Raw genomic sequence first — 25,656 nt, 5'->3', positions numbered from 1 at the left:
CTCGAACAGCATGCAGCCCGCTCCCATGCCATGGTGAGTTGATACGACTCACCGACTAGCCAGTACATCCCCCAGCATCTGGCACACCTGTTCGGCCGAATAGGGCTTGGCCAGGAACGCGAAGCCCTGGTGGCCACCTTCGGCGATCGCTTCGCTGTAGCCGGAGGTGAGAATCACCGGCAGTTGCGGTTGGCTGCGCCGCAGTTCCCTGGCCAGGGCGAGACCGCCCATGCCCGGCATCACCACATCGGAGAACACTGCGTCGAATCCGCCGCGGGCCGCCGCGATCTGGGCCAGGGCATCCTCGGCCGAGGTCGCCCAGCTGATCTGGTAGCCATGGTCACGCAGGATCTGCGCGGTGAAGCTGCCGACATCCGGATTGTCCTCCACCACCAGGATGCGCTTGCGCTCGCCGGGCAGGACCAGCGGCACCGTCACGTCAGGTGTTTCGCCATCGGCCTGCGGCACCTGGGGCAGATACAGGGTGAAGGTGGTGCCCTGGCCTGGCACGCTGAGCACCTGCACATCGCCACCGGATTGCTTGACGAAGCCGAACACCTGCGACAGGCCAAGCCCGGTACCCTGGCCGGCGGCCTTGGTGGTGAAGAACGGATCGAAGATGCGCTCCAGCAGGTGCGGGGCGATGCCAACGCCACTGTCGATGACCGAGATCGCCGCGAACGGCCCGTCCTGCGCCGCCTGTCCACGCAACGCCGGCAGTCGCTGATTGGCCTCCAGGCGCAGACGCAGCGTGCCCGCGATGCCGTCCATGGCGTCACGGCCATTGATCATCAGGTTGATCACCGCGGTTTCCAGCTGGCCGAGGTCGGCGTGCACGTGGCAGGGCGTGTCGGGCAGTTCCAGGCCGACCTGGATGCGGGCGCCGGTGGCGGTGTCGAGCATCTCGGCCATGGCTTCGAGCCTGGGACCGGCCTCGAACACCTGCGGGCTGAGGGCCTGGCGCCGAGCGAAGGCGAGCAGTTGTCCGGTGAGCTTGGCGCCGCGGTCGACGGTGTCGGAGACGGTCTTGAAGTAGCGGCTGCGCCGAGTCTCGTCGAGGTCCGCCCGCTGCAGGAAGTGGATGGAGGAGCGGATGATGGTCAGCAGGTTGTTGAAATCGTGTGCCACGCCGCCGGTCAATTGGCCGATGGCCTCGAGCTTCTGCGCCTGGCGCAGCACGGCCTCGGTGTGCAGCAGCTGGCTGGTGCGCTCCTCCACGCGTTGCTCGAGGGTGGCGTTGAGGGCCTCCAGCGCCGTCAACGCCTCGCGCACCTCGGCATTGGCCTGGACCCGCTGGATATGTGCCCAGCAGCGCTCCGTGGCCTCACCGATCAAGGCCCTCTCGTAGCGGGTCCACGTCCTGGGCGCCTTGTCATGGATGGCCATCAGCGCCGTCAGGCGGCCTTCCTTGATCAAGGGCATGCAGATGGTGGCGGTAATGCCGATGGCCTGGAAGGTCGCCGATTCATGGGGTGACAGTTGCGCAAGGTTGTCCTCGATCACCAGCGCCAGTCCGGCGCGCAGGCGGCTGACGGCCAGATCGCCGAAGTCGGCAAGGCGGTACTGGCCAAGCAGGCGCGGCGAACCTGGCGCGACCCAGTCGCCGCAGATGGTGAAACCGTCCTCGTCAGGGTCCATGACCGCATAGGCGCAGCTCGACAGGTGCAGGTGCTCGCCCAGCAGGCGCGTGGTGGTGGCCATGACCCGTTCAGGATCGATGGCGTTGGCCGCCGCCCGGCTCAAACTGTCGAGAAAGTTCAGGCGCTGGTTGGCCACCACGCTGGCGGTGGTCTCGGTAACCGTGTCGATCATCCCCACCACCTGCCCGTCGTGGTCGCGGATGGGGCTGTAGCAGAAGGTGAAGTAGGCGCGCTCCGGGCTGCCGTGGCGCTCGATCATCAGCGGGAAATCTTCGATGTATACGGCTTCGCCGTCGAGGGCGCGCTGGGCCAGGTGGCGGATATCGCTCCAGGCTTCCTGCCAGACCGCGCTGAAGGGGCGGCCCAGGGCAGAGGGTTTGTTGCCGAGGATTTCGCTGAAGGCGTCGTTGTGCAGGGTGATCAGCGCGTCGCCCCACAGCACGGCCTGGGGAAAGCGCGAGGCCAGGCACAGGGCAACCGTGGTCTTGAGCACATCGGGCCAGCTGGCAAGGGGGCCCAGGGTGGTCGACGACCAGTCGTGGTTGCGGATGCGTTCGGCCATGAGGCCGCCGCCGTCGAGCCATTTCGCCATGTGCTTTGCGGGTCCTTGTGCGTGAGAGCATCAGGGTGCACCGAGACGCGGCGCTTGGCGAGGGGTTTTGTGTCGTCTGGGGGGGCGCCATCGCGGGGCAAGCCCGCGCCCACGGTATGCATCTCTGGAAGAATCGCGTGGGAGCGGGCTTGCCGGCAACGGAGCGCAGGGCGACCCGAATCAGACCTTGAACTGCGCCACCAGCCCATTGAGTTCCAGCGCCAGGTGCGACAGGTCCTGGGCCGATGCGCTGGTCTGGTTGGCCCCGGTCGTGGTCTGCATCGACAAGTCGCGGATGTTCATCAGGTTGCGGTCCACTTCCCGCGCCACCTGGGCCTGTTGTTCCGAAGCGCTGGCGATCACCAGGTTGCGCTGGTTGATCGAGGCGATGGTCCGGGCAATCAGTTCCAGGGCCTGGCCGGCCGATTGCGCCACCTCCAGGGTGCCGCTGGCACGGCCCTGGCTGCTGTGCATGGCGCTGACCGCGCGCTCGGTGCCGACCTGGATGCCGCCGATCATCTGTTCGATCTCGGCGGTGGACTGCTGGGTGCGATGGGCCAGCGCCCGCACCTCGTCGGCGACCACGGCGAAGCCACGCCCGGCTTCGCCGGCACGGGCGGCCTCGATGGCGGCGTTGAGGGCCAGCAGGTTGGTCTGCCCGGCGATCGAGCCGATCACATCCAGCACCCGGGTAATCTCGTTGGCGCTGCTGGCCAGCTGTTCGATCTCCCCGGCGGTACCGGTGACATCGTCGACCAGATGCTGGATCGAAGCCAGCGCCTGGTTGACCTGGTCACGGCCGTCCCGGGTGGTCTGGTCCGCGCCTTGGGAGGCCTCGGCGGTGCTCACCGCGTTGCTCGCCACTTCCTCGACGGCGCTGGTCATCTGGTTGACCGCAGTGGCGGCCTGGTCGATCTCGGTGCTTTGTTGCTGCAGGCCGCGGCTGGTGTCCTCGGTGACGCTGTGCAGCTCTTCGGAGGCCGAGGCCAGGCGGTCGGAGGACGCGGCGATCTTGCCGATGGTGTCGCGCAGGCTCTGCTGCATGCGGCGCAGGGCGTGCAGCAGCAATGCCGGCTCGTCGTGGCCGACTACCGTGATCTCGCGGGTCAGGTCGCCGGTGGCGATGCGCTCGGCCACCATGACGGCGTCGGCCAGCGGCGCGACGACGCTGCGGGTGAACAGGGTGGCGATGGCGATCAGTGCCAGGACGATCAGCACCAGTGCCGTGATGATCACCGCATACGCCTGGTCGCTGACCGTGTCGCTGCGGTGCGAGGCCGTTTCCGCGCCTTTGTAGTTGAAGGCCACCAGTGTTGCCATGGCGTCCATCATACGGTCGGCGCGCTGGATCAGCGGGCCATTGATCAGGCGTCTGGCTTCGGCCATGCGCCCGGCGCCGATGTTCGCCAGCACCTGTTGCTGTTGCTGGGTGTATTGCTGGCGCGCCACCAGGAAGGCATTGAACAGGCCGCGGTCCTGGGGGTCGGAGATGGTCTTCTCGTAATCCTTGAGGTCCTGCTGGATCGCTTCCTCGATACTGTTGAGCAGGTTGACGCTGGCGTTTTCGTCGGTGTCTTCCTCCAGCGCCGCGCGCAGCGTGGCGGCGCGTTCCTGGGCCAGGGTGCCGCCGATCTCGTTGAGGGCGATCACGGCCGGCAGCCAGTTGCGGCGGATCTCGTTGGTGGCATCGTTCATCTGCCGGGTTTCGTACAGGGCCACCAGGCCCATGGCCAGGACCAGGCCGGCCAGCAGCGTGAACAGGCTGGTCGCCCGTTTACCGATCTTCATGTTTCTCAACAGCATGGATGTTCCTTGACGTCAGAATGCAAACGTCAGGAGCATGATTCCGGGGGCTGCGGGGAGATAGTCGCCAGGTCGCACGTATTGCGGCGGATTTTCCTATTTGCCGGTACCTGTCCCGGCGTAGGCGGGCTCCCAGCGGACGGCGTCATCCGCTGGTAGCCCGGTTGAGCGGCAATGTAATGCGCTTGCTCAGACTTTGAACTGCGCCACCATCCCGTTCAGCTCCACCGCCAGGCGCGACAGGTCCTGGGCCGCCGCGCTGGTCTGGTTGGCGCCGGCCGAGGTCTGCATCGCCAGGTCGCGGATGTTCACCAGGTTGCGGTCCACCTCCCGGGCCACCTGGGCCTGCTGTTCGGAGGCGGTGGCGATTACCAGATTGCGCTGGTTGATGGTGGCGATCGCCTCGGCAATCAGCTCCAGGGCCTGGCCGGCCGACTGCGCCACGGCCAGGGTGCCGTTGGCACGGCCCTGGCTGCTGTGCATGGCGCTGACCGCACGCTCGGTGCCGGTCTGGATGCCGCCGATCATCTGTTCGATCTCCGCGGTGGACTGCTGGGTGCGGTGGGCCAGGGCGCGGACCTCGTCGGCGACCACGGCGAAACCGCGGCCGGCCTCACCGGCGCGGGCGGCCTCGATGGCGGCGTTGAGGGCCAGCAGGTTGGTCTGCCCGGCGATGGCGCCGATCACGTCGAGGACCTGGCTGATCTCGTTGGCGTGGCTGGCCAGCTGCTCGATTTCCCCGGAGGTGCCGGTCACGTCATCGACCAGGTGCTGGATCGAGGCCAGCGCCTGGTTGACCTGGTCGCGACCGTCGCGGGTAGTGCGGTCGGCGCCCTGGGAGGCGTCGGCGGTGCTCACGGCGTTGCTCGCTACCTCTTCGACGGCGGCGGTCATCTGGTTGACCGCCGTGGCGGCCTGGTCGATCTCGGCGCTCTGCTGGTGCAGGCCGCGGCTGGTGTCCTCGGTGACGGTGTGCAGCTCCTCGGAGGCCGAGGCCAGCTGGTCGGAAGACGCGGCAATCCTGCGCAGGGTGTCGCGCAGGCTATGCTGCATGCGGCTCAGAGCGGCCAGCAGCAAGGCCGGTTCGTCGCGGCCGAGCACGACGATTTCGCGGGTCAGGTCGCCGGTGGCGACCCGCTCGGCCACGGCAACGGCATCGGCCAGGGGCACGACGATACTGCGGGTGAGGAGGGTGGCGATGCCGATCAGCGCCAGGGTGATCACGGCAATGGCGGCGATGATCAGGCTGAAGGCTTCGTCGGAGGCCGCGCTGCTGCGCAGCGAGGCTTGCTCGGCGCCCTTGGTGTTGTAGTCGATCAGTTCGGCCAGGGCCTTCATCATGCTGTCGGCGTACTCGGCCAGCGGGCCGTTGACCAGACGTCGGGCCTCGTCCAGTCGGTCATCGCCGGCGGCGCTGCGAATGGCTTGCTGCAGTGCGTGATAGCGTTCGCTCAGGCCCATGAAGGCGTCGAACAGGGCGCGGTCGTCCGCGGCGAAGATGGTGCGCTCGTAGGCCTTGAGGTCGTTTTCGAGCTGCTGGTTGACCAGGACGATCTTGTCCAGCGTGGCATGGCGGGCGCTGCTGCTGTCCTCAAGGACACTGCGCAGGGTCAGGGCGCGGGCCCGGCCCAGGTTGCTGCTGACCTCGCCCAGGGCGAGCACGGCGGGCATCCAGGTGAGACGGATTTCGTCGGTGGCGCTGTCCATCCGCCGGGTTTCGTAGAGGGCGACCAGGCCCAGGGCCAGGACCAGGATCCCGAGCAGGGTGAACATTCCTGCTGCCCGAATACCGATCTTCATGTTCCGTAACTGCATGCGACGCTCCTTGACGGTGGCTGGCAGGCGTCAAGAGCGCGGACTGACCGGGCTCGGCTGAAAAGGCTCTCGATGCACTGCGAAGGGGGTTATATCCTCACGGTTCATGTTGTTTTTTCTGAATGATGACATAACGCCACTATTATTGACCAGTCGTTCAATGTAATGACGCATACAAACAGGCCCGTCACTTCCGGGACGGGCCTGTTGTTTTCGTTCACTCGACGATCGGAATCAGCGGGTCGGCCGCCGCCAGGGCCTGGGCGCGGTCGGCGGCCGGCGGGTAGATCCAGACCGAGTTGATCTGGCGCTTGAGGTCCTTGCCTTCCTGGCCCTGCAGCTTCAGTTCGCGGGTCCAGCCTTCGCTGTACGCGGCGCCCCAGTCGCCCAGGTCCAGGCAGGTGACGTACTTGGGCTGGCGGTACGCTATCGGCGCCTGGCCCAGCAGGTCGGCCATGGCGTTGTTGCCGCTGTGGCGACCCATGGGGATGGCGTGCTGGCAGGTCATCAGGGCGTGGTTGCCCAGCTCGTCCACCGCGGCCCAGGCCACATCGCCGGTGGCATAAATGTGCGATTGGCCGATCACCTTGAGGTGGTCGTCGACCCGCAGGCGACCGAAGCCGTCACGCTCGCCGGCGACCTGCGCGGTCAACGGGCTGGCCTTGACGCCGGCGGTCCAGATCACGGTCTTGCTGGCGATGTACTCGCCGTTGTCCAGGGTCACGCCACCGGCATCCACCGCCACCACCGAGGTGCCGGTCAGCCATTCGACGCCCGCCTGCTCGCTGGCGGCGACGATGGCCGGGGTGATCCCGGCGCCGAGGGCGGCACCGACGCTGGCGCCACGATCGATCAGCACCACGCGGGCATGGCCTTCACCGAGGATGGCGCGCAGGCGCGGCGGCATCTCGGTGGCGGTCTCGATGCCGGTGAAGCCGCCGCCGCAGACCACCACGGTGTTGCGCGCCGGCGAGGCGGGCAGGCTGGCCAGGCCGTGCAGGTGCTGTTCCAGGCGCACGGCCGACTCCATCTGGTCGACATCGAAGCTGTGCTCGGCCAGGCCCGGTACGGCAGGGCGGGCCACCTGGCTGCCGGCGGCGAGGATCAGGCGGTCGTAGGCGAGCTGCTGCGGCAGGCCATCGGCATCGCGGTAGCCGACCTGGCGGGCGGCGCTGTCGATGCTGTCGGCGGTGCCAGGGATGAACTCCACGCCCACCACGTCGAACAGCGCCTCCAGCGGTGCCTGCAGCGTGTGGACGTCGGCCTCGTAGAAGCGTGGACGGATGCGCAGTTGCGGCTGCGGGGCCAGCACGCTGATGCGCACGTCGCCGCGTTGTGCCTGGTCGAGCAGGCGGGCGGCGCTCAGGGCGCTCCAGACACCGGCAAAGCCGGCACCGATGATCAGGATACGAGAGGTCATGTGGATGCTCCGCAAGGACAGGAAAAAGGTCTTCGATGAGGCGTTCACGGCCCGCCGAATAACTACGACTGTATTGATCGTAGTTTAAATCGGCAAGTGTTATTTTTCGGGTCGTCCTTTCGCAAACGCAGGTGTATCGGCTGTATCCAGCGTGTTTATTGGCTTCTGCTGGGATGTTGATATGCTTGCACGGCGACGACCGGCTTTGCCTGCCACCGATTATGGGCGTACTATTTGCGACAGAATTAGTCGGAGATTGATATGTCCCTTTACAGCGCCGGCGTCGAATACGGCATCCATTGCCTGCTGTTCCTGGTGGACGAGCGCGGCGACAGCCGCGAATCCAGCGTGCGCGACCTGGCCGAGTTGCAGGGCGTGCCCCAGGAATACCTGGCCAAGGTCTTCACCAAGTTGGCCCGCGCTGGATTGGTGGCGGCGACCGAAGGCGTGCGCGGCGGATTCCGTCTGGCGCGGCCGTCCGACGAGATCACCGTGCTGGATATCGTCACGGCCATCGACGGGCCGAAGAAGCTCTTCGACTGCCGGGAGATCCGCGAGCGTTGCGCGGTGTTCGAGGGCGCCGCGCCGGCCTGGGCCACCGAAGGCACCTGCGCGATCCATGCGGTGATGCTGGGGGCGCAGAAACGCATGGAGGAGGCGCTGGCCCAGCAAACCATCCTCGACCTGGCGCGGCGCTTCGGGCGCAAGGCACCGGCCGAGTTCGGGCAGAAGGTCAATGACTGGATGAGCGAGCGGCGCGACGGCAAGGGCGCCGGTGGGGACATTCCGCTGCAGGCCGTCTGACGAGCTGGGTCGGTTGGGCGGCGCAACGGAAAATTGTGCTCAACCCCAAGGTAAATCCTTGCCTGTGCGATCGGCCCACAGGTGCCAAGCCGAGGTAAGCTGACAGAAAAATTCCGTGCGCCGCTCCCGGCGCCAGAGAGGTCAGCGTGGCTTCCTACACCTTGCGCCAACTCAAGTACTTCGTCACCACGGTGGAGGCCGGCAGCGTCGCCGAGGCCTCGCGCCAGCTGTATATCGCCCAGCCGTCTATCTCCACCGCGATCAAGAGCCTGGAAGAGAGCTTCGGTGTGCAGCTGTTCATCCGCCATCACGCCCAGGGCGTGTCGCTGACGCCCAGCGGCAAGCGCTTCTATGCCAAGACCCGGGCCCTGCTGCAGATGGCCCATGAGTTCGAGCAGAACGCCCTGGCCGACAACGACACGGTGGCCGGGCAGATCGACATCGGTTGTTTCGAGACCGTGGCGCCTTTGTACCTGCCGCGACTGATCGCCGGTTTTCGCCAGCGTTATCCTGGGGTGGACATCCGCCTTCGCGACGGCGAACAGCAGGACCTGATCCAGGGCCTGACGGCGGGCACCTTCGACCTGGCGTTCCTCTACGACCATGACCTGGACGGCACCATAGAGACCGAGCCGTTGATGCCGGCGCAGAAACCCTATGTGCTGCTGCCGGAAAAGCACCGTTTCGCCGGCCAAACCCAGGTGTCGCTGCGCGACCTGTGCCCGGAACCGATGATCCTGCTTGACGTGGCGCCTAGCCGCACCTACTTCGTCAGCCTGTTCAACGAGCTGGGGCTGACGCCGAACATCGTCTTCAGCTCGCCGTCGATAGAGATGGTCCGGGGCATGGTGGGCCAGGGTTTCGGTTTCTCGCTGCTGGTGACCCGGCCGCACTCCGAATTCACCTACGACGGACAGCGCCTGGTGACCCTCGACATCACCGAGCCGGTGGCGCTGTCGGGCCTGGCGGCGGCGCACCTCAAGCGCGTGCAGTTGACCAAGCCGGCGCAATTGTTCGTCGAGTTCTGTCGCGAGGAACTGGCACGCCTGTAGGCGTTGACCATCCGTCGCCAACATGGCGCTGGCGAGCGAACGTTGCCATGCCAGCGGTTTCTTCCACTAAGGTGCTAGAGGCACTTCGACGTTGTCATTGCCTGGGCGAATGGACCTGCACCCGGGCATGGGCAATATCAATTGGCAGCCTGCCAGTCGAGGGCGTACCACACCCAACAGGCCATCCAGTACAGAGAGGGTCGTACCATGTCGTTGATTGGCGTTTCAATGCTTGAGATGCGGCAGATGATCGAACAGGCCTGCCTGCCTGACCGCTGCGAGGTGAGCTGCCCGGACGGCGAACACCTTACCATTCGCCTGGGCCAGGGACAGAGCCTGGACGACTGCCTGACCGTGACCGGCGTGCCGATCGCCGAGCTCAACAGCTGTCATGACCTGCTGGGCCTGGTGGCAAGGGTCAAGGCGCAGCGCAAGGCCCCGGCCACCGTGCGCAAGGTCAGCGCCTGAGGTCATAGAAGCTCGAGCAGCAGGTTGATGCCACCGTCACCGCATTTGACATGCTCGCGGACCACGCCGCGATAGTTGCGTCCTTCCCAGGCGAAGGCGACGCTGTGGGCTTTCTCGACCTTGCCCGGCAGCGGCGGCTCGATATGCAGGCGCAGTGCCGGGCGGCCTTGCAGGCTGAGGGCCGCCAACTGCACCTGGCACTCGGCGCGCTGGGCCACCCGGCCGAACAGGGTGTCGCGGACGAAGTCCAGTTCCAGAAGGACGCAGGGGGCGCGGCAGGGCATCTTCATGGTGGCTTTCCGGCGAAAGAGGCATACCTCGAACGTTGGAAGCTTAAAAGCGCAAGACGTTCAAATTATTTCAGCCTGTGCCTGTTGCCAGGCGCCTGCCTGTAGGAGCGGCCTTACCGAGGCGTCGGACCGGCCGGAACGGGGCGCGGAGCGGCTCCTGGGTCCAAGCGTTGATGCATCAATTGCCGGGGCTGCTTCGCAGCCCTTTCGCGGCACAAGGCCGCTCCTACAGGCCAGGCATGGACGGCGCGCCGAGAATCTCCAGCACCTTATCGCGCAGTTGATCAATGCTGAACGGCTTGCCGATCAGGTGCATGCCCTCGGGCACGGTGAAACTCTCGGCATAGCCGCTGGCGAACAGCACCGGCAGCAGTGGCCGGGCCTCGCGGGCCTTGGCGGCCAGTTCCTCGCCGCGCAGGTCGGGCAGGCCGACGTCGGTCATCAACAGTGCCAGGGACTGCTCGGGATCCTCGATGATCTTCAGGGCCGCGCCGGCGCTGTCGGCCTCGATAGTGGTGTAGCCCAGTTCGCCGAGCACTTCGACTATCAGCATGCGTACGATGTCGTCGTCTTCGACTACCAGAAGGTGCATTGTGCGGATCCTGTTTCGGTGGATTGTCTCTACTCTGTGCGCAAGGCGGTGGCAGAAGTTCCCAAGCTTAACGGCACCGGCAAATAGATGGAACGATTGCCGCAGACAGGCTTCAAATACTGGCTAAATGCCCTGCCAGATCCGCCAAAGCTGGTTAGACTCGCTGTATTCCCCCGGTCGGTCTGGCGCAGGGCAACCCTTACACGATGTAGACGCCAGTCTGTTCAATGGACTTTTTTCACTCGGGCACTTTCAGATGATTCAAGCAGCCTCGATGGACCAACGCAGCTTTCGCAAACTGCTGAGCCGCAACGTCGGCCTGCCCCTGGGCGTAGGGCTCCTGGGCGCCGTGGCGTTTGTCGCGGTGATCAACTACCTGCTCTCGGCCATGCAGTGGGTCGAGCACACCGACCGGGTGATCGGCAATGCCAACGAGACGATCAAGCTGTCGATCGACATGGAAACCGGCATGCGCGGCTACCTGCTGACTGGCGAGGAGCGTTTCCTCGACCCCTATGAGGTCGCCAAGCCGCGTATTTTCGGCAGCCTGGACAGTTTGAAGGAAATGGTCGCGGACAACCCCCAGCAGGTCGACCGCATTGACCGCATCGCGGCCTTGCAGCGCGAGTGGAATACCTTCGGCAGCGAGATGATCAGCCAGCACCGCAGCCAGGGCGACGTGCAGGCGTCGATCGGCCGTGGCCGCGGCAAGCGCCTGACCGACGAGATCCGCAAGGAGTTCGACACCTTCATCAACACCGAGCAGCAACTGCGTACGACCCGCAACGAGACGGTCAGCACGGTCACCATGACCGCGATCTCGGCCTTTGTGCTGTTCATCGTCGCCCTGAGTGCCTTGCTTGCCTACCTGGGGCGCCGCGACCTGCTGGCGCTATCGGCCAGCTATGTGTCGAACCTGGAGGCCCAGCAGCGCGCCGCCGAGCGCCTGGAGCAACAGGCCTGGCTGCGGGCCGGGCAGACCCAGCTGGCCGAGCAGGTGCTGGGGCAGCTGACCTTGCCCATGCTCGGCGACAATATCCTGCGTTTCTTCGCCGGCTATCTGGGCAGCGTGGTCGGCGCGTTGTACGTGCGCGACGAGCATGGCCAGCTGGTGCGGGTCGCCACCTATGGGCTGGACGCCGAGCAGCAGGGCAGCGAGCCGCGTCTGGGCGATCATGCCGGCCTGTTGGGCGAAGCGGTGATCCAGAGGCGCCTGCTGCGCCTGGACGAACTGCCCGAGGATTACTACCGCCTGAGCTCTGGCCTGGGGCGCGGCCTGCCACGCAGCGGCGTGCTGGTGCCGTCCCAGGACGACGGGCGGGTCAACGGCGTACTGGAGCTGGGCTTCCTGCGCACGCTGCAGGAGCGCGACGTCGAACTGCTGGATCGGATCACCGAGAACCTGGGCATCTCCATCGAGAGCGCACGCTACCGCCAGCGCCTGCAGGAAGTACTGGCCGAGACCCAGCAGCTCAACGAAGAGCTGCAGGTGCAGCAGGAAGAGCTCAAGACCGCCAACGAAGAGCTCGAGGAGCAATCGCGGGTGCTCAAGGAGTCCCAGGCCCACCTGGAGACCCAGCAGGCGGAACTGGAGCAGACCAACGAACAGCTGGCCGAGCGCACCGAGGCCCTGGATCGCAAGAACAGCGAGCTGAACCAGGCCCAGGTCGAACTGCAGGCCCGCGCCGACGACCTGCAGCGTTCGAGCAAGTACAAGTCCGAGTTCCTCGCCAACATGTCCCATGAGCTGCGCACGCCGCTCAACAGCTCGCTGATCCTGGCCAAGCTCTTGTCCGAGAACGCCGAAGGCAACCTCAGCGAGGAGCAGGTCAAGTTCGCCGAGTCGATCTACTCGGCCGGCAACGACCTGCTGAACCTGATCAACGATATCCTCGACATCGCCAAGGTCGAGGCCGGCAAGCTGGAGGTGCGCGCCGAGAGCACGCCGCTGGAGCGCCTGGTCGAAGGGCTGCGGGGCATGTTCCAGCCGCTGGCCCAGGACAAGGGCCTGGCCTTCGAGGTGAAACTCGAGCAGCCGTTGCCGGCGAGCCTGTTCACCGACCGCCAGCGCCTGGAGCAGATCCTCAAGAACCTGCTGTCCAACGCCATCAAGTTCACCGAGCGCGGCCAGGTCAGCCTGGGCATCAGCCACCAGGCCGGCCTGGGCATCGTCTTTGCCGTGCGCGACACCGGTATCGGCATTGCCGCCGACCAGCAGCAGGCGATCTTCGGCGCCTTCCACCAGGTCGACGGCACCAGTAACCGCCGCTACGGCGGCACCGGTCTGGGCCTGTCGATTTCCCGCGACCTGGCGCACCTGCTGGGCGGGCAGATCAATGTTGACAGCAGCCCGGGGCAGGGTAGCGTGTTCAGCCTGATCCTGCCCGAGCACTTCGAGCCGTCGGCGCAGCAGGTAGAGGTGCACAGCCTGCGCCCGGCGGTCGACGAACTGCCGCCGGCGCCGCCGGTACCGGCGCCGGTGCGCACCGAGCGCCCGGCCCCGGCCTTTGCCGACGACCGCGCCCAGGCGCCGTTCGCCAACCGCTGCATCCTGGTGATCGAGGACGAGCCGAACTTCGCCCGCATCCTCTTCGACCTGGCCCACGAGCTGGGCTACAGCTGCCTGGTCGCCCATGCCGCCGACGAAGGCTTCGAGCTGGCCGCCCAGTACCTGCCCGACGCCATCCTGCTGGACATGCGCCTGCCCGACCATTCCGGGCTCACCGTGCTGCAGCGCCTGAAAGAGCAGGCCGGCACCCGGCACATCCCGGTGCACATCATTTCGGTGGAAGATCGCGTCGAGGCGGCCATGCACATGGGCGCGGTGGGCTACGCGGTCAAACCCACCAGCCGCGAGGAGCTCAAGGCGGTGTTCGGCCGCCTGGAGGCCAAGCTCACGCAGAAGCTCAAGCACATCCTGCTGGTGGAGGACGATGACCTGCAGCGCGAGAGCATCGCCCGCCTGATCGGTGACGACGATATCCAGATCACCGCCGTGGCCATGGCCCAGGACGCCCTGGCGCTGCTGCGCGAGAACATCTACGACTGCATGATCATCGACCTCAAGCTGCCCGACATGCTCGGCAACGAGCTGCTCAAGCGCATGACCGCCGAGGACATCCGCAGCTTCCCGCCAGTGATCGTCTACACCGGGCGCAACCTCACCCGCGAGGAAGAGGCCGACCTGCTCAAGTATTCGCGCTCGATCATCATCAAGGGCGCGCGTTCGCCCGAGCGCCTGCTCGACGAAGTCACGCTGTTCCTGCACAAGGTCGAGTCGCAGCTGTCCAACGAACGCCAGCGCATGCTCAAGACCGCGCGCAGCCGCGACAAGGTGTTCGAGGGGCGCAAGGTCCTGCTGGTGGACGACGATGTGCGCAACATCTTTGCCCTGACCAGCGCCCTGGAGCACAAGGGCGCCATCGTCGAGATCGGCCGCAACGGGCGCGAAGCCATCGAGTGCCTGGAGGCCAACGATGACATCGACCTGGTGCTGATGGACGTGATGATGCCGGAGATGGACGGCTACGAGGCCACCCGCCTGATCCGTCAGCAGCCGCGCTGGCGCAAGCTGCCGATCATCGCCGTGACCGCCAAGGCGATGAAAGATGACCAGCAGCGCTGCCTGCAGGCCGGGGCCAACGACTACCTGGCCAAACCGATCGACCTGGACCGCCTGTTCTCGCTGATCCGGGTCTGGCTGCCGCAATTGGAGCGAATCTGAAATCTTGACCAGTGAACGCAACACCGATATCGAGATCCGGCTGCTGATCGAGGCGATCTACCTCAAGTACAGCTACGATTTTCGCGATTACTCCGGCGCCTCGATCAAGCGCCGGATCCTCCACGCCGTGCGCCAGTTCGACTGCCGCACGGTGTCGGCGCTGCAGGAGCGGGTGCTGCACGACCCGGGCATGTTCCTCGAGCTGCTGCAGTACCTGACGATCCCGGTCAGCGAGATGTTCCGCGACCCCGGGCATTTCCTCGCGCTGCGCAACGAAGTGGTGCCGCTGCTGCGCACCTGGCCGTCGCTGAAGCTCTGGATCGCCGGCTGCAGCACCGGCGAGGAGGTATACTCCATGGCCATCCTGCTGCGCGAGGAAGGCCTGCTGGAGCGCACCATCCTCTACGCCACCGACATCAACCCGCATTCGCTGGAGCGCGCCAAGCAGGGCATCTACTCGATGCAGAGCATGCGCGAGTACGAGGAGAACTACCGCAAGGCCGGTGGCCGGCGGGATTTCTCCGAGTACTACACCGCCGCCTACGGTAACGCCATCATGGACTCAAGCCTGCGCGACAACGTGACCTTCGCCGACCACAGCCTGGCCACCGACAGCGTGTTTTCCGAGACCCAGCTGGTGTCGTGCCGCAACGTGCTGATCTACTTCAACAAGGACCTGCAGGACCGCGCCCTGGGCCTGTTCCACGAGTCGCTGTGCCACCGTGGCTTTCTGGTGCTGGGCAGCAAGGAGTCGGTGGACTTCTCGGCCTACAGCGAAGGCTTCGAGCCGCTGGTGCGGCCCGAGCGGATCTACCGCAAGACATGAACGGCGTGCGCGCGATCGTCATCGGCGCCTCGGCGGGCGGCGTCACGGCGCTGTTCAGCGTGCTTGGCGCGCTACCGGCGGACTTCGCCATCCCGGTGTTGTGCCTGCTGCACCTGCCGGACGACCGCCACAGCCAGCTCGCCGAGGTGCTGCAGCGGCGCCTGCGCCGGCCGGTGCGCGAAGCCTTCGACAAGGCGCGGATCGAGCCTGGGCTGATCTACGTGGCGGGGCCGGGCTATCACTTGTCGGTCGAGCGCGACCTCAGCTTCTCGCTCAGCCAGGAAGCGCCGGTGCATTTCTCGCGCCCGGCAATCGATTTTCTCTTCGAGTCGGCCGCCGATGCCTATGGCCCGGGCCTGCTCGGCGTGCTGCTCACCGGCGCCAACGAAGACGGCGCCCGGGGGCTGTTGCGCATCAGACAAAGCGGTGGCCGGACGGTTGTCCAGGACCCCCGCGACGCACAGGTGGCGTTGATGCCGGAGGCCGCCCTGGCCCTGCACGACCCTGACCATATTCTTTCCCTTGGCGGTATCGGGCAGTTGCTCGCTACCCTGGAACCCAGCGCATGCTAAGCCACATTACCGCGAAACTGCTGATCGTCGACGACCTGCCGGAAAACCTGCTGGCCCTCGACGCCCTGATCCAGGGCGAGGACCGCGAGGTGCACCAGGCGCAGTCCGCCGAGCAGGCGTTGTCGCTGCTGCTCGAGCACGAGTTCGCCCTGGCCATTCTCGATGTACAGATGCCGGGCATGAACGGCTTCGAGCTGGCCGAGCTGATGCGCGGCACGGAAAAGACCCGCAGCATCCCCATCGTCTTTGTCAGCGCCGCCGGGCGCGAGATGAACTACGCCTTCAAGGGCTACGAGAGCGGCGCCGTGGACTTCCTGCACAAGCCGCTGGAAACCCTGGCGGTGAAGAGCAAGGTGTCGGTGTTCGTCGATCTGTTCCGCCAGCGCAAGGCCCTCGACCGACAGTTGCAGGCCCTGGAGCAGAGCCGCCAGGAGCAAGAGCTGCTGCTGGCCCAGTTGCAGGTGGCGCGGGGCGAGCTGGAGCACGCGGTGCGCATGCGTGACGACTTCATGTCGATTGTCTCCCATGAGGTGCGCACGCCGCTCAACGGGCTGATCCTGGAAACCCAGCTGCGCCGCCTGCACCTGTCCCGCGGCAACCTGGCGGCGTTCAGCGAGGACAAGCTCAAGGCCATGGTCGAGCGCGACGAGCGCCAGATCAACAGCCTGATCCGCCTGGTCGAGGACATGCTCGATGTATCGCGGATCCGTACCGGCAAGCTGTCGATCCGCCCGCGGACCTTCGACCTTGGGCAACTGGTGCGGGGCCTGGTGGAGAACTTCGCCACCCAGGCCGGCGCCGTGGACACGCCGCTCGAACTGCAGCGCTGCGACCCCTTGCAGGGCGACTGGGACGAGTTCCGCATTGAACAAGTGGTGGCCAACCTGTTGTCCAATGCCTTGCGCTATGGTGAGCGCAAACCGGTCCAGGTGCGGGTGTTCGAAGCGGGCGAGATGGCCTGCGTGCAGGTGCAGGACCATGGCATCGGTATCGATGCGCAGCACCTGCAGCGGATCTTCCAGCAATTCGAGCGCGTCGCCGCGCAGCAGGCCACGGGCGGGCTGGGCCTGGGCCTGTACATCTCCGAGCAGATCGTCCTGGCCCATGGCGGGCGGATCCAGGTCGACAGCCAGGCCGGCATCGGCTCGACCTTCACCGTGTATCTGCCGCTGTCGGCACAGTCGCAACATTGTGACCCGGCCCGCGCAACCTCTGCGTAGTGCTGGGGTCTGATGGCCAACCTGTTGAATGCGAAGGCGTTGTCATGAGTGAAGATGCACAAGACGTGGTACTGGTGGTCGAGGATGAACCGGCGATCCGCATGATCCTGCGCGATTACCTGGCCGGCGAGGGCTACCACGTGCTGGTGGCCGAGGACGGCGAGGAGGCGTTCGCGATCCTGGCGAGCAAGCCGCACCTGGACCTGATGGTCACCGATTTCCGCCTGCCAGGCGGGATTTCCGGGGTGGAAATCGCCGAGCCTGCTGTGAAGCTGCGCCCGGACCTGAAGGTGATCTTCATCAGTGGCTACCCGGCCGAGATCGTCGAGTCGGGCAGCCCGATCGCGCGCAAGGCGCCGATCCTGGCCAAGCCGTTCGACCTCGACACGCTCCACCAGCAGATCCAGGCGTTGTTGCGCTAGGCGCATGTGAACCGCCCCGTTTTTCACGACCGTGGTGATTTTACCGCCGTTCGCGTGCTCTCAATGTGCTCACTGTCTCGCCACCGACGCCCCAGTTGTCGGTGGGCACTTCCTCGATCACCACGAAAGTGCTCGCCGGCGGCTTGTTCAGGACCTTTTCCAGCAGGCGGGTGGTGCCTTCGATCAGTTGACGCTTGTGTTCGGCCGTGACGCCTTCATCGGTCACGCGGATATGGACATAAGGCATGTGCGTCGCTCCAGGTTCAGTGCCAGGTGCCGGCGGTGCTGCCACCGTCGACGGGGAGGATGACGCCGCTGACGAAACGGGCATCGGTCAGGTACAGCACGGCGTCCACCACATCCTCGGGCTTGCCGGTGCGACCGCTTGGCGACAGCGCGCCGAGCCCTTCGGCATGGCCGCTGTGCAGCGGCGTGTCGATGATGCCTGGGGCCACGGCGTTGACCTGCACGCCGCTTGCTGCCAGCTCCAGGGCCAGGCCCTTGACCGCCTGGTTCAGCCCGCCCTTGACCAGCACCGGCAGCAGCGCCGGGACGCGGGTGTCCGGTTGCAGGGCCACCGAGGCGGTGATGGCGACGATATGACCGTGGCCCTGGGCCTTCATGACCCGGGCTGCTGCCTGGGCGGGGTAGAAGAAACCTTTGAGGTTGGTGCCGACCAGCGCATCGACGTCGGCCTCGGTGTAGTCGGTCACGGGCTTTGGAATGAAGATGCCGGCGTTGTTGACCAGGATATCAACCCGGCCAAATGCTTCCTGGGCGGCGGCGAATAGCCGCTCGGCGGTGGCTTTTTCGGCGATGTCGCCCGCCACGCCGATAAAGGCGGCCGGATTTCCCAGGCGCGCTGCGGCTTCGTCCAGGCGAGCCTGGGTGCGGGCGTTGCCGACCACGTTATCGCCACGCTTGAGGTAGGCCTGGGCCAGGGCGAAGCCCAGGCCGCTGGAGGCGCCGGTGATGATGACGGTTCTTGCGTTGCTCATGGGAAACTCTCCGGTGATGCGAGCCGTTGCTCGGGTGTGGAGCCACTTTAAGTTGCAATCTCGGCTTGAAAAATGAGGCGCAGGGCATTTCAATCGATACATCATGTAATTAATAGAGCCCGCCATGACCCGCCATTTCGATGACCTGCAACTGGGCAGCCTGGAGTTGTTCTGCCTTGCCGCCGATGCCGGCAGCTTTACCGAGGCGGCCACCCTGGCAGGGGTCACCCCCGCGGCGGTGAGCCGCTCGGTGGCGCGCCTGGAGGAGCGTCTGGGCGTGCGCCTGTTCGTGCGCACCACCCGGCAGATGCGCCTGAGCGAGGCCGGCCAGGCCTATTACCTGCACTGCCGCCAGGCACTGGGGCAGTTGGTCGAGGCCGAGCGCCAAGTCACCGGTGGCCAGCTCGAGCCCGCTGGCCGCCTGCGCATCAGCGCACCTACGCCCTATGCCCATCACCGCCTGTTGCCACTGCTGCCGCGTTTTCGCCAGCGCTATCCAGGGGTACAGGTGGATGTGCATGTCAGCAACCGCAACGTCGATTTCGCCGAGGAGCACTTCGACCTGGCGATCCGTGGCCGCGCGCCCGCCGATTCGCGGTTGGTGGCCCGGCGCCTGGAGGACGCCGAGCTGGTGGTGGTCGCCACCCCCGGCTACCTGGCCCGGGCTGGTACGCCACAGGCCCTGGAGGACCTGGCCGGGCATGAGTGCATCCAGTTCGAGCTGCCCAGCAGCGGCAGGCGTCCGCCCTGGAGCTTTTGCCGTGACGGGCTGCTGGTCGAGCTCGAGACCCAGGGTGCGCTGACTTGCCTGGGCGATTTCCTCGCCACCACGACCCTGGTGCGCCATGGGGGCGGCCTGATGCAGGCGTACCGCTTCACCGTGCAGGAGGCGCTGGACAGCGGCGAGCTGGTGGAAGTGCTGGCCGAACATGGCGGGACGTCGCGGCCGTTCATGCTGGTGTATCCGCAGGCCCGGCACATGCCGTTGAAGGTGCGGGTGTTCATCGACTTCCTGGTCGGCGAGGTTGCACGACCGTTGGGCTGAAGTCCCGTCGGGCAGGCACTGGCGGACTAAGCTCTGAGCTGCGTCGATTTCCCAGGAGAACACGCCATGAAATCCATGACACTGCTAGCGATCACCTGTGTACTGAGTTTCGCCGCCTACGCCGAGGATGGTCCGGCGACCAATTGCGATGCCAAGATCAATGATCTGGAGAGCATCAGCAAGACCGATGGCCAGGCCTTGCACGGCGGCATGGCCCATGACTATCACGAGCTGCTCAAGCAGGCCAAGGACGCACGGGACAAAGGCGACATGGCCAAGTGCCAAGCCTCGGCCGACCGCGCCAAGACCATCTACAACAAGGCGCGGGGCAAGTAACGGTCTATGATTGCGCGGCCAGCTCCCACAGGTGCTACTCCAACCTGTAGGAGCGGCCTTGCCGGGGCGCCGGACCGGCCGGAAAGGGCCGCAAAGCGGCCCCGGCGATCTTTGCAAGAACGCTGAAATCCTGGGGCTGCTTCGCAGCCCTTTCGCGGCACAAGGCCGCTCCTACAGAGATCGCGGCAGCTGAAAAAACTCAGCAAGACAGTTTCTCCCACAGGTAATGCGGTTGGGCCCTCAGGCGCTCTGGTGTAAGCTCTGCGGACCTTTCCACGAGACCGCCGCATGAACTTGCCCAGCCCGCGCCTCGACAGCCTGCTCACCGGCTGCGCCCGGCCGTTCACCCGCCCGGGTTCGCACAGTGCCATCGACAAGCAGCCTCGCCAAGGGCCTCTGGCAGTGACCTTCATCGGTATCGCCGGCGATGAACAGGGCGATCTGCGCGTACACGGTGGTGTCGAGAAAGCCATCCACCATTACCCCCGCGATCACTATCCCGACTGGACTGCCGAACTGGGCGAGCATCCCTTGCTGGACCGGCCCGGCGCCTTCGGCGAAAACTTCAGCAGCACCGGCTGGCGCGAGGGCGATGTCTGCCTGGGCGACCGGGTCCGCGTCGGCACGGCGTTACTGGAAATCTCCCAGGGGCGCATGCCGTGCTGGAAGCTCAACGACCGCTTCGACGTGGCGCAGATGGCGTTGCGGGTGCAACAGAGCGGGCGAACCGGTTGGTACTACCGGGTGCTGGAGGAGGGCGTGATCGAGGCCGGCGATGCCCTGCAACTGGTCGAGCGCCCGCACGGTGAATGGTCGGTGGCGCGGCTTTCGGCGGTGCTGTTCGACAAGCGGCTGGAGCCCGACCTGTTGCGCGAGTGCCTGGCGCTGCCGCTGGTGCCGAACTGGCGCCGGACCCTGGAGAAGCGCCTGGAGCAACATCAGGTCGAAGACTGGACCTCGCGCCTGCAGGGCCGCAGCGAAGGCTGAGCGGCGTCACGCATAACGTTATCAATACAAGGAAAGCCCCATGGCCTTCGAACTGGATGATCGGCTGGTCATCGGTGTCGCCTCCAGTGCGGTGTTTGACCTCAGTGAATCGGACGCGGTGTTCCGTCGAGAGGGCGAGGCACAGTACCGCAAATACCAGGAGCAGCACCTGGACGTGCCGTTGGGAAAAGGCATTGCCTATCCCTTCATCAAGCGCCTGCTGGCCCTCAACGACCTGCGCGGCGATCCCGAGGACCCGCTGGTGGAGGTGGTGCTGTTGTCGCAGAACGACCCGGACACCGGCATGCGGGTGATGAAGACCATCGGCCATTACGGCCTGAACATGACCCGGGCGATCTTCACCCAGGGCCGCTCGCCGTACGAGTACATCCCGGCGCTGAACATCGCCCTGTTCCTCTCCGCTGACAAGCAGCACGTCGATGCCGCGATCAAGGCCGGTTATCCGGCAGGGCAGGTGCTGGATTCGAAGTTCGATGACGACGAAAGCGACGACAACCTGCGCATCGCCTTTGACTTCGACGGCGTGCTGGCCGGGGACGAGTCGGAGGCGGTGATGCAGTCAGGCGGGCTGGACAGCTTTCACGCCCATGAGGTGATCAACGTCACCCAGCCGCACAACCCTGGCCCGCTCAAGGAGTTCTTCGTGCGCATCGCCCGCATCCAGGCGGCCGAGGAACAGCACAAGCTGACCCATCCGGGCTACGAGAACCGCCTGCGGGTATCGATTGTCACGGCGCGCAACGCGCCCTCCCATGAACGAGCGCTCAACACCCTGAAAAGCTGGGGGGTGATGGCCAACGATGCGTTCTTCCTCGGCGGTATCGAGAAGCGACGGGTGCTTCAGGTGCTCAAGCCGCACATCTTCTTCGACGACCAGTCGGGGCACTTGAAGAGCACCAGCACCGTGGCGCCGTCAGTGCACATCCCGTTCGGGGTTACCAACCGGGCGCGTTGAGCAGGCAGGGGCCGCATGGGCGGCCCCGGGTTTCTTGCGCTCAGTGATCCGCCAAGCCGTCATCCTGCGACAGTAGCGCCCGGGCCAGTTCCTCGTCACTGGCCTGCAGCCCGGGATTGGCCTGGCGTACATGGGCCAGCGCCGACTCCAGGTAAGCCCCGCGAATGGCACCACCACTGGCGACGAAGGCCGACAGTTCGTCACGGGCCGGAATGATCCGTTTGTCGTCCTTGAAGGTCGAGTACAGCGATGCGGAGATCCCCGCCGAGGTGGCGACATCCCCGGCATCGACGCGGGCCAGGGCGGCACTGGCGGGGAGCAGGAGCAGCAGTGAGGGAACGAGCAGTAAATGGCGCATGGCGAGTCCTCCGGAAAGGTAATGCCCAAGGGAGTTACTGCATGATGTTAAGAGCGTGAAGGGGCGCAGGGAGTTCCACAGGCGGTCGAATGGCGCACTCGCTAATGGCATGCGGCCATTGTATTGTTCAGGCACCTTCTCGGTAGATCGGTTCAAGGAAGATTCATGAAGTTCAAGTTTGCGCTGTTGGCCACTTTGATTTTTGTTTCACCGCTGGCCCTGGCCGACACATGCCAGCCCAATAACATTGGCGGTCAGAATTGCCGTTACAGTGACGGCACCACCTCCAGAAGCCGGCCCAATAACATTGGCGGTGAGGATGTCACCTACAGCGATGGCCGCAGCTCCAGGAGCAGGCCCAATAACATTGGCGGCCAGGACACCACCTACAGCGACGGCCTTAGTTCCAGGAGCAGGCCCAATAACATTGGCGGCCAAAACACCACCTACAATAATGGCCTTAGTTCCAGAAGCCGGCCCAATAACATTGGCGGCCAGGACACCACCTACAACGATGGCCGCAGTTCCAGGAGCAGGCCCAACGCCCTCGGCGGCCAGGACACCACCTTCCGCGGGGGCAGCCGCTCAAGCAGCCGATCCAAAAATTCTGGTGGTTAGGAAATCTGTCACTACGATTCGAAGGGCAAGTGCTGGTGATGACTCGCTAGCGATACTCAATCAACGGAACCGAATGCCCATGGCCGAATACACGCTCCACTGCTTTGCCGAATCCGGCAACGCCTACAAGGTCGCATTGATGCTGGAACTCACCGGCCAGGACTGGGCGCCGGAGTTCGTCGATTTCTTCCACGGCCAGACCCGTGGCCAGGACTGGCGTGATGCGGTCAATGAACAGGGCGAGGTGCCCGTGCTGGAGCACGCCGGGGAGAAGCTCACCCAGTCGGCGCTGATCCTCGACTACCTGGCCGAGCGCACCGGCCGCTTCGGCCCGCGTGACGATCATGAGAAGCGCGAGATCTGGCGCTGGATGCTGTTCGACAACCACAAGTTCACCAGCTACTACGCGGCCTTGCGTTTCATCTATTGCCTGAAGAGCATGGGCGAGTCGGATGTCACCCGCTTCTTGCGCGAGCGGGCCAAGGCGGCCTACCAGATCGTCGATGCGCACCTGGCAAACACGCCGTTCATGGTGGGTGGGCGGCTGACCATTGCCGACCTGTCCCTGGCGGGATATGTGTACATGCCTGAAGACACGGGGTTGGCGCTGGAGGAGTTCCGCCATATCGAAGCCTGGAAGGCGCGTATCCAGGCAATTCCGGGCTGGAAGCACCCCTACGACCTGATGCCGCGAGCGGCCGGCTGAGACAGCCCGGCACGTTCAGCACCTGGCGTGACGACGTACCGCAGCACGGATCGCGACAGCGCACGTGGCGTTCGGCCATTTCTCGTGCACACTGTGTAAGGCCACGTTGTCAGTGGCGTAATCCATAGTACGAGGAACGCAATGAACGGACGTTGTCTGGGCGTGTCTGTGATGTTGTCGTTCGCCCTGGCGATGGTGCCCAAGATCAGCGTCGCCGCTGACGCCTGCCAGCACCTCACCGCCACCGGCAATCCGGAGTATCCCCCTTACCTCTGGCGGGACCCGCAGGACCCCGAGCGCCTGATCGGCGCCAATGCCGACCTGCTCAAGCAGGTGGCCAAGGAGCTCGGTCTGGTGGTGGACGTGGTGTATGTCGGGCCCTGGTCGAGGGCCCAGGAAGAGGTGAGCAGCGGGCGCGTCGACATGCTTGCCGGGTATTTCCACACCCAGGCGCGGGAACTGCTGGTGGATTTCGTCAATCCGCCATTCCTGTTCAACTCCAGTGTGGTCTGGGTGCGCAAGGGCGAGGGCTTCGCCTACAGCGACTGGTCCGACCTCAAGGGCCGGCGCGGCGGGACGCTGGTCAACAACAGCCACGGCCAGGCCTTCGACGACTACGCAAGGGCGCAACTCAACCTCGAGGCCGTGCCCAGTGTCACTCAGGCCTTCCAGAAGCTGCTGCTCAAGCGCAGCGACTATGTGATCTTCGAGCACTATCCCGGGCTGGCCCTGGCTCGCACGCTGGGCAAGGAGCAGGCGCTTGAGGTGCTCGAACCGCCAGTCTCCAGCGAAGGGTTGTACCTGGCGTTGTCGCACAAGTCCGGCTGCAACAAGCCGGCGCTGCGCGAGCAGTTGGCGCGCAAGATGAAGGCGCTGGTTGCAGGCCCGTTGCCCGAGCAACTGGTGGCAGAAAACCTGCAACGCTGGCAACGCCAGCAGACCGGCCAATAGGTTTTGCGTCATTTGCGCGAGTGCCGTCCAGTGCCTTTGATCTAAGGCGCGCCAGCCTATGGCCTATGCTGTTGCGGCGAATCACATCCCTGTTTCCCTAGCGAAGGTGTTCATCCATGAGCAAGCCAACGGTCGTATTGGTACACGGTTTCTGGGGCGGTGCCGCCCATTGGGGCAAGGTGATCGTCGAGCTGGCGCGCAAGGGCATCACGCAAGTCCGCGCCGTGGAGCTGCCGCTGACCTCACTGGCGGATGACGCCGAGCGCACGCGCAAGATGGTGGCGCAGGTGGACGGGCCGGTGCTGCTGGTCGGCCACTCCTATGGCGGAGCGGTGATTACCCAGGCGGGCAACCAGGCCAATGTAACGGGGCTGGTCTACATTGCGGCCTTCGCACCCGATGCGGGTGAAAGCCCGGGCGGATTGACCCAGCAGCATCCACCGCTGGCGGCAGCGAACCTGGCGCCGGACAGCGACGGCTACCTGTGGATCAAACCCGACAAATTCCACGAGAGTTTCTGCCAGGACCTGTCGGCGGATGAGGCGCTGGTCATGGCAGTGACGCAGAAGGCGCCGCTGGCGAGCACCTTTGGCGACACCATCGTTGATCCGGCGTGGAAGCACAAACCGTCGTGGTACCAGGTCTCCAGCCAGGATCACATGATCGCGCCGGCCAACCAGCAGATGATGTCGGCGCGGTTGAAGGCGCGCAAGGTCATCACCCTGGATGCCAGTCATGCATCGCTGGCCTCGCGGGCCAAGGAAGTCGCCGCGCTGATCGAGGAGGCGCTGGGCTAGCTCAGCCCTTGCACTTGGCCACGACGACCTGGCAGGTGTGCGGCGTGCCGCCCGACCTGCCGGCGTAGCGCACGCAGCTGGCCAGCGACTTCTTGCTGGCCATGGCGAGGGTAGGGCCGAAGGCCAGGCCACCCTCGCCGCTGCTGGGCAGGGCCTTGGCATAGCAAGCGGAGCCTTGTGCTGCGTAGCGGGTGGTGGTGTGTTTGCTAGAACAGCCGGCAGTCAGCGACAGTGCGAGGGCAAGCAGGGCGAGCAGCACTGCCTGCCTGGGGCGGGTGGCCATGGCGAGCTCCTGGGGCGGCGTGGTTTCAGGGTGTTGGCCTGTTCAGATTAGCTGGAGTCGCTTCGCCTGGCTTGGGTTTCGTCATGACGCTATCGCGGGGCAAGCCCGCTCCCACGCCATCTTCCAGGTCATTCAGGCATGTTTCACAGCGTGGGAGCGGGCTTGCCCCGCGATGAGGTCCGAGACGACCAATGGCAATATGCCTTCAATTACTGGGCAATGCGCTCTAGCCCAGTCCCTGCGGCGCCTCCGGTCAATCATTGGATCCACTCAGACCCGCGAAAACCCCGTGCGTTTCGCCAAAGCTTGAGTACAATTATCGGCTTTTCCCGGGCCGTCCTTCGGCCTGTTCCTGGAAGTG

At 65.3% G+C, this 25,656-nt stretch carries 26 protein-coding genes; 16 read left to right on the top strand and 10 right to left on the bottom strand.

Annotated features, from left to right (window positions below):
- Positions 1-48 precede the first annotated feature (48 nt).
- From NMG10_RS06670 to NMG10_RS06655, 4 genes are all read right to left on the bottom strand, one after another.
- Positions 49-2,232 (bottom strand): response regulator, encoded by a 2,184-nt coding sequence (locus NMG10_RS06670; RefSeq protein ID WP_232855200.1) that lies wholly within the window; start codon positions 2,230-2,232, stop codon positions 49-51.
- A gap of 180 nt (positions 2,233-2,412) precedes the next feature.
- Positions 2,413-4,035 (bottom strand): methyl-accepting chemotaxis protein, encoded by a 1,623-nt coding sequence (locus tag NMG10_RS06665; RefSeq protein WP_234561011.1) that lies wholly within the window; start codon positions 4,033-4,035, stop codon positions 2,413-2,415.
- A gap of 189 nt (positions 4,036-4,224) precedes the next feature.
- Complete coding sequence (locus NMG10_RS06660; protein ID WP_254464030.1) at positions 4,225-5,850, bottom strand: methyl-accepting chemotaxis protein; 1,626 nt, start codon at positions 5,848-5,850, stop codon at positions 4,225-4,227.
- A gap of 217 nt (positions 5,851-6,067) precedes the next feature.
- Entirely contained in the window at positions 6,068-7,270 is a 1,203-nt protein-coding gene (locus NMG10_RS06655) for an NAD(P)/FAD-dependent oxidoreductase (protein ID WP_232855196.1), read from the bottom strand.
- Positions 7,271-7,531: 261 nt separating this feature from the next.
- Here NMG10_RS06655 and NMG10_RS06650 point away from each other — a divergent pair, with 261 nt between their 5' ends.
- The 3 genes from NMG10_RS06650 to NMG10_RS06640 all read left to right on the top strand — a co-directional run bounded on the left by NMG10_RS06650 (position 7,532) and on the right by NMG10_RS06640 (position 9,594).
- Positions 7,532-8,074, top strand: a complete 543-nt coding sequence (locus tag NMG10_RS06650) for an Rrf2 family transcriptional regulator (protein ID WP_186714388.1) — start codon at positions 7,532-7,534, stop codon at positions 8,072-8,074.
- A 146-nt stretch (positions 8,075-8,220) separates the two neighbouring features.
- Entirely contained in the window at positions 8,221-9,126 is a 906-nt protein-coding gene (locus NMG10_RS06645) for a LysR family transcriptional regulator (protein ID WP_203646793.1), read from the top strand.
- 207 nt (positions 9,127-9,333) lie between these two features.
- Positions 9,334-9,594 carry a DUF1652 domain-containing protein gene (locus tag NMG10_RS06640; RefSeq protein ID WP_203646791.1) on the top strand — a complete coding sequence of 87 codons (261 nt, stop codon included), beginning with the start codon at positions 9,334-9,336 and terminating at the stop codon, positions 9,592-9,594.
- Between the two features lie 2 nt (positions 9,595-9,596).
- Here NMG10_RS06640 and NMG10_RS06635 read toward each other — a convergent pair whose 3' ends face one another.
- Together NMG10_RS06635 and NMG10_RS06630 are read right to left on the bottom strand one after the other, a co-directional pair.
- On the bottom strand, positions 9,597-9,884 hold the full coding sequence (locus NMG10_RS06635) for a hypothetical protein (RefSeq protein WP_186714385.1): 288 nt from the start codon (positions 9,882-9,884) through the stop codon (positions 9,597-9,599).
- Positions 9,885-10,110: 226 nt separating this feature from the next.
- Complete coding sequence (locus tag NMG10_RS06630; protein WP_203646789.1) at positions 10,111-10,476, bottom strand: response regulator; 366 nt, start codon at positions 10,474-10,476, stop codon at positions 10,111-10,113.
- A gap of 256 nt (positions 10,477-10,732) precedes the next feature.
- Here NMG10_RS06630 and NMG10_RS06625 point away from each other — a divergent pair, with 256 nt between their 5' ends.
- From NMG10_RS06625 to NMG10_RS06605, 5 genes are read left to right on the top strand one after another with little or no spacing between them, the layout of a single operon-like run.
- A complete protein-coding gene (locus NMG10_RS06625) occupies positions 10,733-14,200 on the top strand; it encodes a response regulator (protein ID WP_254464029.1) in 3,468 nt (1,155 codons plus the stop codon).
- A gap of 4 nt (positions 14,201-14,204) precedes the next feature.
- Complete coding sequence (locus tag NMG10_RS06620) at positions 14,205-15,026, top strand: protein-glutamate O-methyltransferase CheR (RefSeq protein ID WP_050705979.1); 822 nt, start codon at positions 14,205-14,207, stop codon at positions 15,024-15,026.
- Positions 15,023-15,598 (top strand): chemotaxis protein CheB, encoded by a 576-nt coding sequence (locus NMG10_RS06615; RefSeq protein ID WP_203646787.1) that lies wholly within the window; start codon positions 15,023-15,025, stop codon positions 15,596-15,598. Before NMG10_RS06620 ends, NMG10_RS06615 begins: the two co-directional genes overlap by 4 nt.
- Positions 15,592-16,818 (top strand): hybrid sensor histidine kinase/response regulator, encoded by a 1,227-nt coding sequence (locus tag NMG10_RS06610; RefSeq protein WP_232855188.1) that lies wholly within the window; start codon positions 15,592-15,594, stop codon positions 16,816-16,818. Before NMG10_RS06615 ends, NMG10_RS06610 begins: the two co-directional genes overlap by 7 nt.
- 44 nt (positions 16,819-16,862) lie before the next feature.
- Positions 16,863-17,240: a response regulator gene (locus NMG10_RS06605; RefSeq protein ID WP_254464028.1), complete on the top strand. Its 378-nt coding sequence runs from the start codon at positions 16,863-16,865 to the stop codon at positions 17,238-17,240.
- A gap of 40 nt (positions 17,241-17,280) precedes the next feature.
- On the opposite strand, the gene NMG10_RS06600 is transcribed toward NMG10_RS06605, so the two are convergent.
- Together NMG10_RS06600 and NMG10_RS06595 are read right to left on the bottom strand one after the other, a co-directional pair.
- On the bottom strand, positions 17,281-17,487 hold the full coding sequence (locus NMG10_RS06600; protein ID WP_254464027.1) for a 4-oxalocrotonate tautomerase family protein: 207 nt from the start codon (positions 17,485-17,487) through the stop codon (positions 17,281-17,283).
- A gap of 16 nt (positions 17,488-17,503) precedes the next feature.
- Positions 17,504-18,238: an SDR family NAD(P)-dependent oxidoreductase gene (locus tag NMG10_RS06595; protein ID WP_254464026.1), complete on the bottom strand. Its 735-nt coding sequence runs from the start codon at positions 18,236-18,238 to the stop codon at positions 17,504-17,506.
- A gap of 124 nt (positions 18,239-18,362) precedes the next feature.
- Between NMG10_RS06595 and NMG10_RS06590 the strand changes: the two genes are divergently transcribed.
- The 4 genes from NMG10_RS06590 (at position 18,363) to NMG10_RS06575 (ending at position 21,582) form a co-directional block, all read left to right on the top strand.
- On the top strand, positions 18,363-19,283 hold the full coding sequence (locus NMG10_RS06590; protein WP_254464025.1) for a LysR family transcriptional regulator: 921 nt from the start codon (positions 18,363-18,365) through the stop codon (positions 19,281-19,283).
- 66 nt (positions 19,284-19,349) lie between these two features.
- Entirely contained in the window at positions 19,350-19,619 is a 270-nt protein-coding gene (locus NMG10_RS06585) for a hypothetical protein (RefSeq protein WP_050705960.1), read from the top strand.
- A gap of 288 nt (positions 19,620-19,907) precedes the next feature.
- On the top strand, positions 19,908-20,606 hold the full coding sequence (locus tag NMG10_RS06580) for an MOSC domain-containing protein (protein WP_254464024.1): 699 nt from the start codon (positions 19,908-19,910) through the stop codon (positions 20,604-20,606).
- 40 nt (positions 20,607-20,646) lie between these two features.
- Positions 20,647-21,582 carry a 5'-nucleotidase gene (locus tag NMG10_RS06575; protein WP_234561003.1) on the top strand — a complete coding sequence of 312 codons (936 nt, stop codon included), beginning with the start codon at positions 20,647-20,649 and terminating at the stop codon, positions 21,580-21,582.
- A gap of 40 nt (positions 21,583-21,622) precedes the next feature.
- On the opposite strand, the gene NMG10_RS06570 is transcribed toward NMG10_RS06575, so the two are convergent.
- Entirely contained in the window at positions 21,623-21,940 is a 318-nt protein-coding gene (locus NMG10_RS06570; protein WP_254464023.1) for a DUF2388 domain-containing protein, read from the bottom strand.
- 165 nt (positions 21,941-22,105) lie between these two features.
- Here NMG10_RS06570 and NMG10_RS06565 point away from each other — a divergent pair, with 165 nt between their 5' ends.
- The 4 genes from NMG10_RS06565 to NMG10_RS06550 all read left to right on the top strand — a co-directional run bounded on the left by NMG10_RS06565 (position 22,106) and on the right by NMG10_RS06550 (position 25,012).
- Complete coding sequence (locus tag NMG10_RS06565; RefSeq protein ID WP_254464022.1) at positions 22,106-22,558, top strand: hypothetical protein; 453 nt, start codon at positions 22,106-22,108, stop codon at positions 22,556-22,558.
- A gap of 79 nt (positions 22,559-22,637) precedes the next feature.
- Positions 22,638-23,264: a glutathione S-transferase family protein gene (locus NMG10_RS06560; RefSeq protein WP_254464021.1), complete on the top strand. Its 627-nt coding sequence runs from the start codon at positions 22,638-22,640 to the stop codon at positions 23,262-23,264.
- Between the two features lie 141 nt (positions 23,265-23,405).
- A complete protein-coding gene (locus NMG10_RS06555) occupies positions 23,406-24,215 on the top strand; it encodes an ABC transporter substrate-binding protein (RefSeq protein ID WP_254464020.1) in 810 nt (269 codons plus the stop codon).
- A 116-nt stretch (positions 24,216-24,331) separates the two neighbouring features.
- Positions 24,332-25,012 (top strand): alpha/beta hydrolase, encoded by a 681-nt coding sequence (locus NMG10_RS06550; protein ID WP_254464019.1) that lies wholly within the window; start codon positions 24,332-24,334, stop codon positions 25,010-25,012.
- Position 25,013: 1 nt separating this feature from the next.
- Here NMG10_RS06550 and NMG10_RS06545 read toward each other — a convergent pair whose 3' ends face one another.
- Positions 25,014-25,295, bottom strand: coding sequence for a hypothetical protein (locus tag NMG10_RS06545; RefSeq protein ID WP_232855168.1), 282 nt, complete (start codon positions 25,293-25,295; stop codon positions 25,014-25,016).
- Between the last annotated feature and the right edge of the window lie 361 nt (positions 25,296-25,656).

Origin of the sequence: Pseudomonas sp. DVZ6 (assembly GCF_024259445.1) — a bacterium.
GTDB lineage: Bacteria > Pseudomonadota > Gammaproteobacteria > Pseudomonadales > Pseudomonadaceae > Aquipseudomonas > Aquipseudomonas peradeniyensis.
This window is presented reverse-complemented; position numbering and strand designations above follow the sequence as displayed.

Excerpts from the sequence above, each read along its gene's own strand:
- NMG10_RS06550 (WP_254464019.1), top strand. The coding sequence starts at position 24,332 with ATGAGCAAGCCAACGGTCGTATTGGTACACGGTTTCTGGGGCGGTGCC.
- NMG10_RS06595 (WP_254464026.1), bottom strand. The coding sequence starts at position 18,238 with ATGAGCAACGCAAGAACCGTCATCATCACCGGCGCCTCCAGCGGCCTG.
- NMG10_RS06545 (WP_232855168.1), bottom strand. The coding sequence starts at position 25,295 with ATGGCCACCCGCCCCAGGCAGGCAGTGCTGCTCGCCCTGCTTGCCCTC.
- NMG10_RS06650 (WP_186714388.1), top strand. The coding sequence starts at position 7,532 with ATGTCCCTTTACAGCGCCGGCGTCGAATACGGCATCCATTGCCTGCTG.
- NMG10_RS06635 (WP_186714385.1), bottom strand. The coding sequence starts at position 9,884 with ATGAAGATGCCCTGCCGCGCCCCCTGCGTCCTTCTGGAACTGGACTTC.
- NMG10_RS06570 (WP_254464023.1), bottom strand. The coding sequence starts at position 21,940 with ATGCGCCATTTACTGCTCGTTCCCTCACTGCTGCTCCTGCTCCCCGCC.
- NMG10_RS06565 (WP_254464022.1), top strand. The coding sequence starts at position 22,106 with ATGAAGTTCAAGTTTGCGCTGTTGGCCACTTTGATTTTTGTTTCACCG.
- NMG10_RS06665 (WP_234561011.1), bottom strand. The coding sequence starts at position 4,035 with ATGCTGTTGAGAAACATGAAGATCGGTAAACGGGCGACCAGCCTGTTC.
- NMG10_RS06590 (WP_254464025.1), top strand. The coding sequence starts at position 18,363 with ATGACCCGCCATTTCGATGACCTGCAACTGGGCAGCCTGGAGTTGTTC.
- NMG10_RS06610 (WP_232855188.1), top strand. The coding sequence starts at position 15,592 with ATGCTAAGCCACATTACCGCGAAACTGCTGATCGTCGACGACCTGCCG.
- NMG10_RS06555 (WP_254464020.1), top strand. The coding sequence starts at position 23,406 with ATGAACGGACGTTGTCTGGGCGTGTCTGTGATGTTGTCGTTCGCCCTG.
- NMG10_RS06580 (WP_254464024.1), top strand. The coding sequence starts at position 19,908 with ATGAACTTGCCCAGCCCGCGCCTCGACAGCCTGCTCACCGGCTGCGCC.
- NMG10_RS06615 (WP_203646787.1), top strand. The coding sequence starts at position 15,023 with ATGAACGGCGTGCGCGCGATCGTCATCGGCGCCTCGGCGGGCGGCGTC.
- NMG10_RS06585 (WP_050705960.1), top strand. The coding sequence starts at position 19,350 with ATGAAATCCATGACACTGCTAGCGATCACCTGTGTACTGAGTTTCGCC.
- NMG10_RS06640 (WP_203646791.1), top strand. The coding sequence starts at position 9,334 with ATGTCGTTGATTGGCGTTTCAATGCTTGAGATGCGGCAGATGATCGAA.
- NMG10_RS06660 (WP_254464030.1), bottom strand. The coding sequence starts at position 5,850 with ATGCAGTTACGGAACATGAAGATCGGTATTCGGGCAGCAGGAATGTTC.
- NMG10_RS06625 (WP_254464029.1), top strand. The coding sequence starts at position 10,733 with ATGATTCAAGCAGCCTCGATGGACCAACGCAGCTTTCGCAAACTGCTG.
- NMG10_RS06560 (WP_254464021.1), top strand. The coding sequence starts at position 22,638 with ATGGCCGAATACACGCTCCACTGCTTTGCCGAATCCGGCAACGCCTAC.
- NMG10_RS06670 (WP_232855200.1), bottom strand. The coding sequence starts at position 2,232 with ATGGCGAAATGGCTCGACGGCGGCGGCCTCATGGCCGAACGCATCCGC.
- NMG10_RS06575 (WP_234561003.1), top strand. The coding sequence starts at position 20,647 with ATGGCCTTCGAACTGGATGATCGGCTGGTCATCGGTGTCGCCTCCAGT.
- NMG10_RS06655 (WP_232855196.1), bottom strand. The coding sequence starts at position 7,270 with ATGACCTCTCGTATCCTGATCATCGGTGCCGGCTTTGCCGGTGTCTGG.
- NMG10_RS06630 (WP_203646789.1), bottom strand. The coding sequence starts at position 10,476 with ATGCACCTTCTGGTAGTCGAAGACGACGACATCGTACGCATGCTGATA.
- NMG10_RS06605 (WP_254464028.1), top strand. The coding sequence starts at position 16,863 with ATGAGTGAAGATGCACAAGACGTGGTACTGGTGGTCGAGGATGAACCG.
- NMG10_RS06600 (WP_254464027.1), bottom strand. The coding sequence starts at position 17,487 with ATGCCTTATGTCCATATCCGCGTGACCGATGAAGGCGTCACGGCCGAA.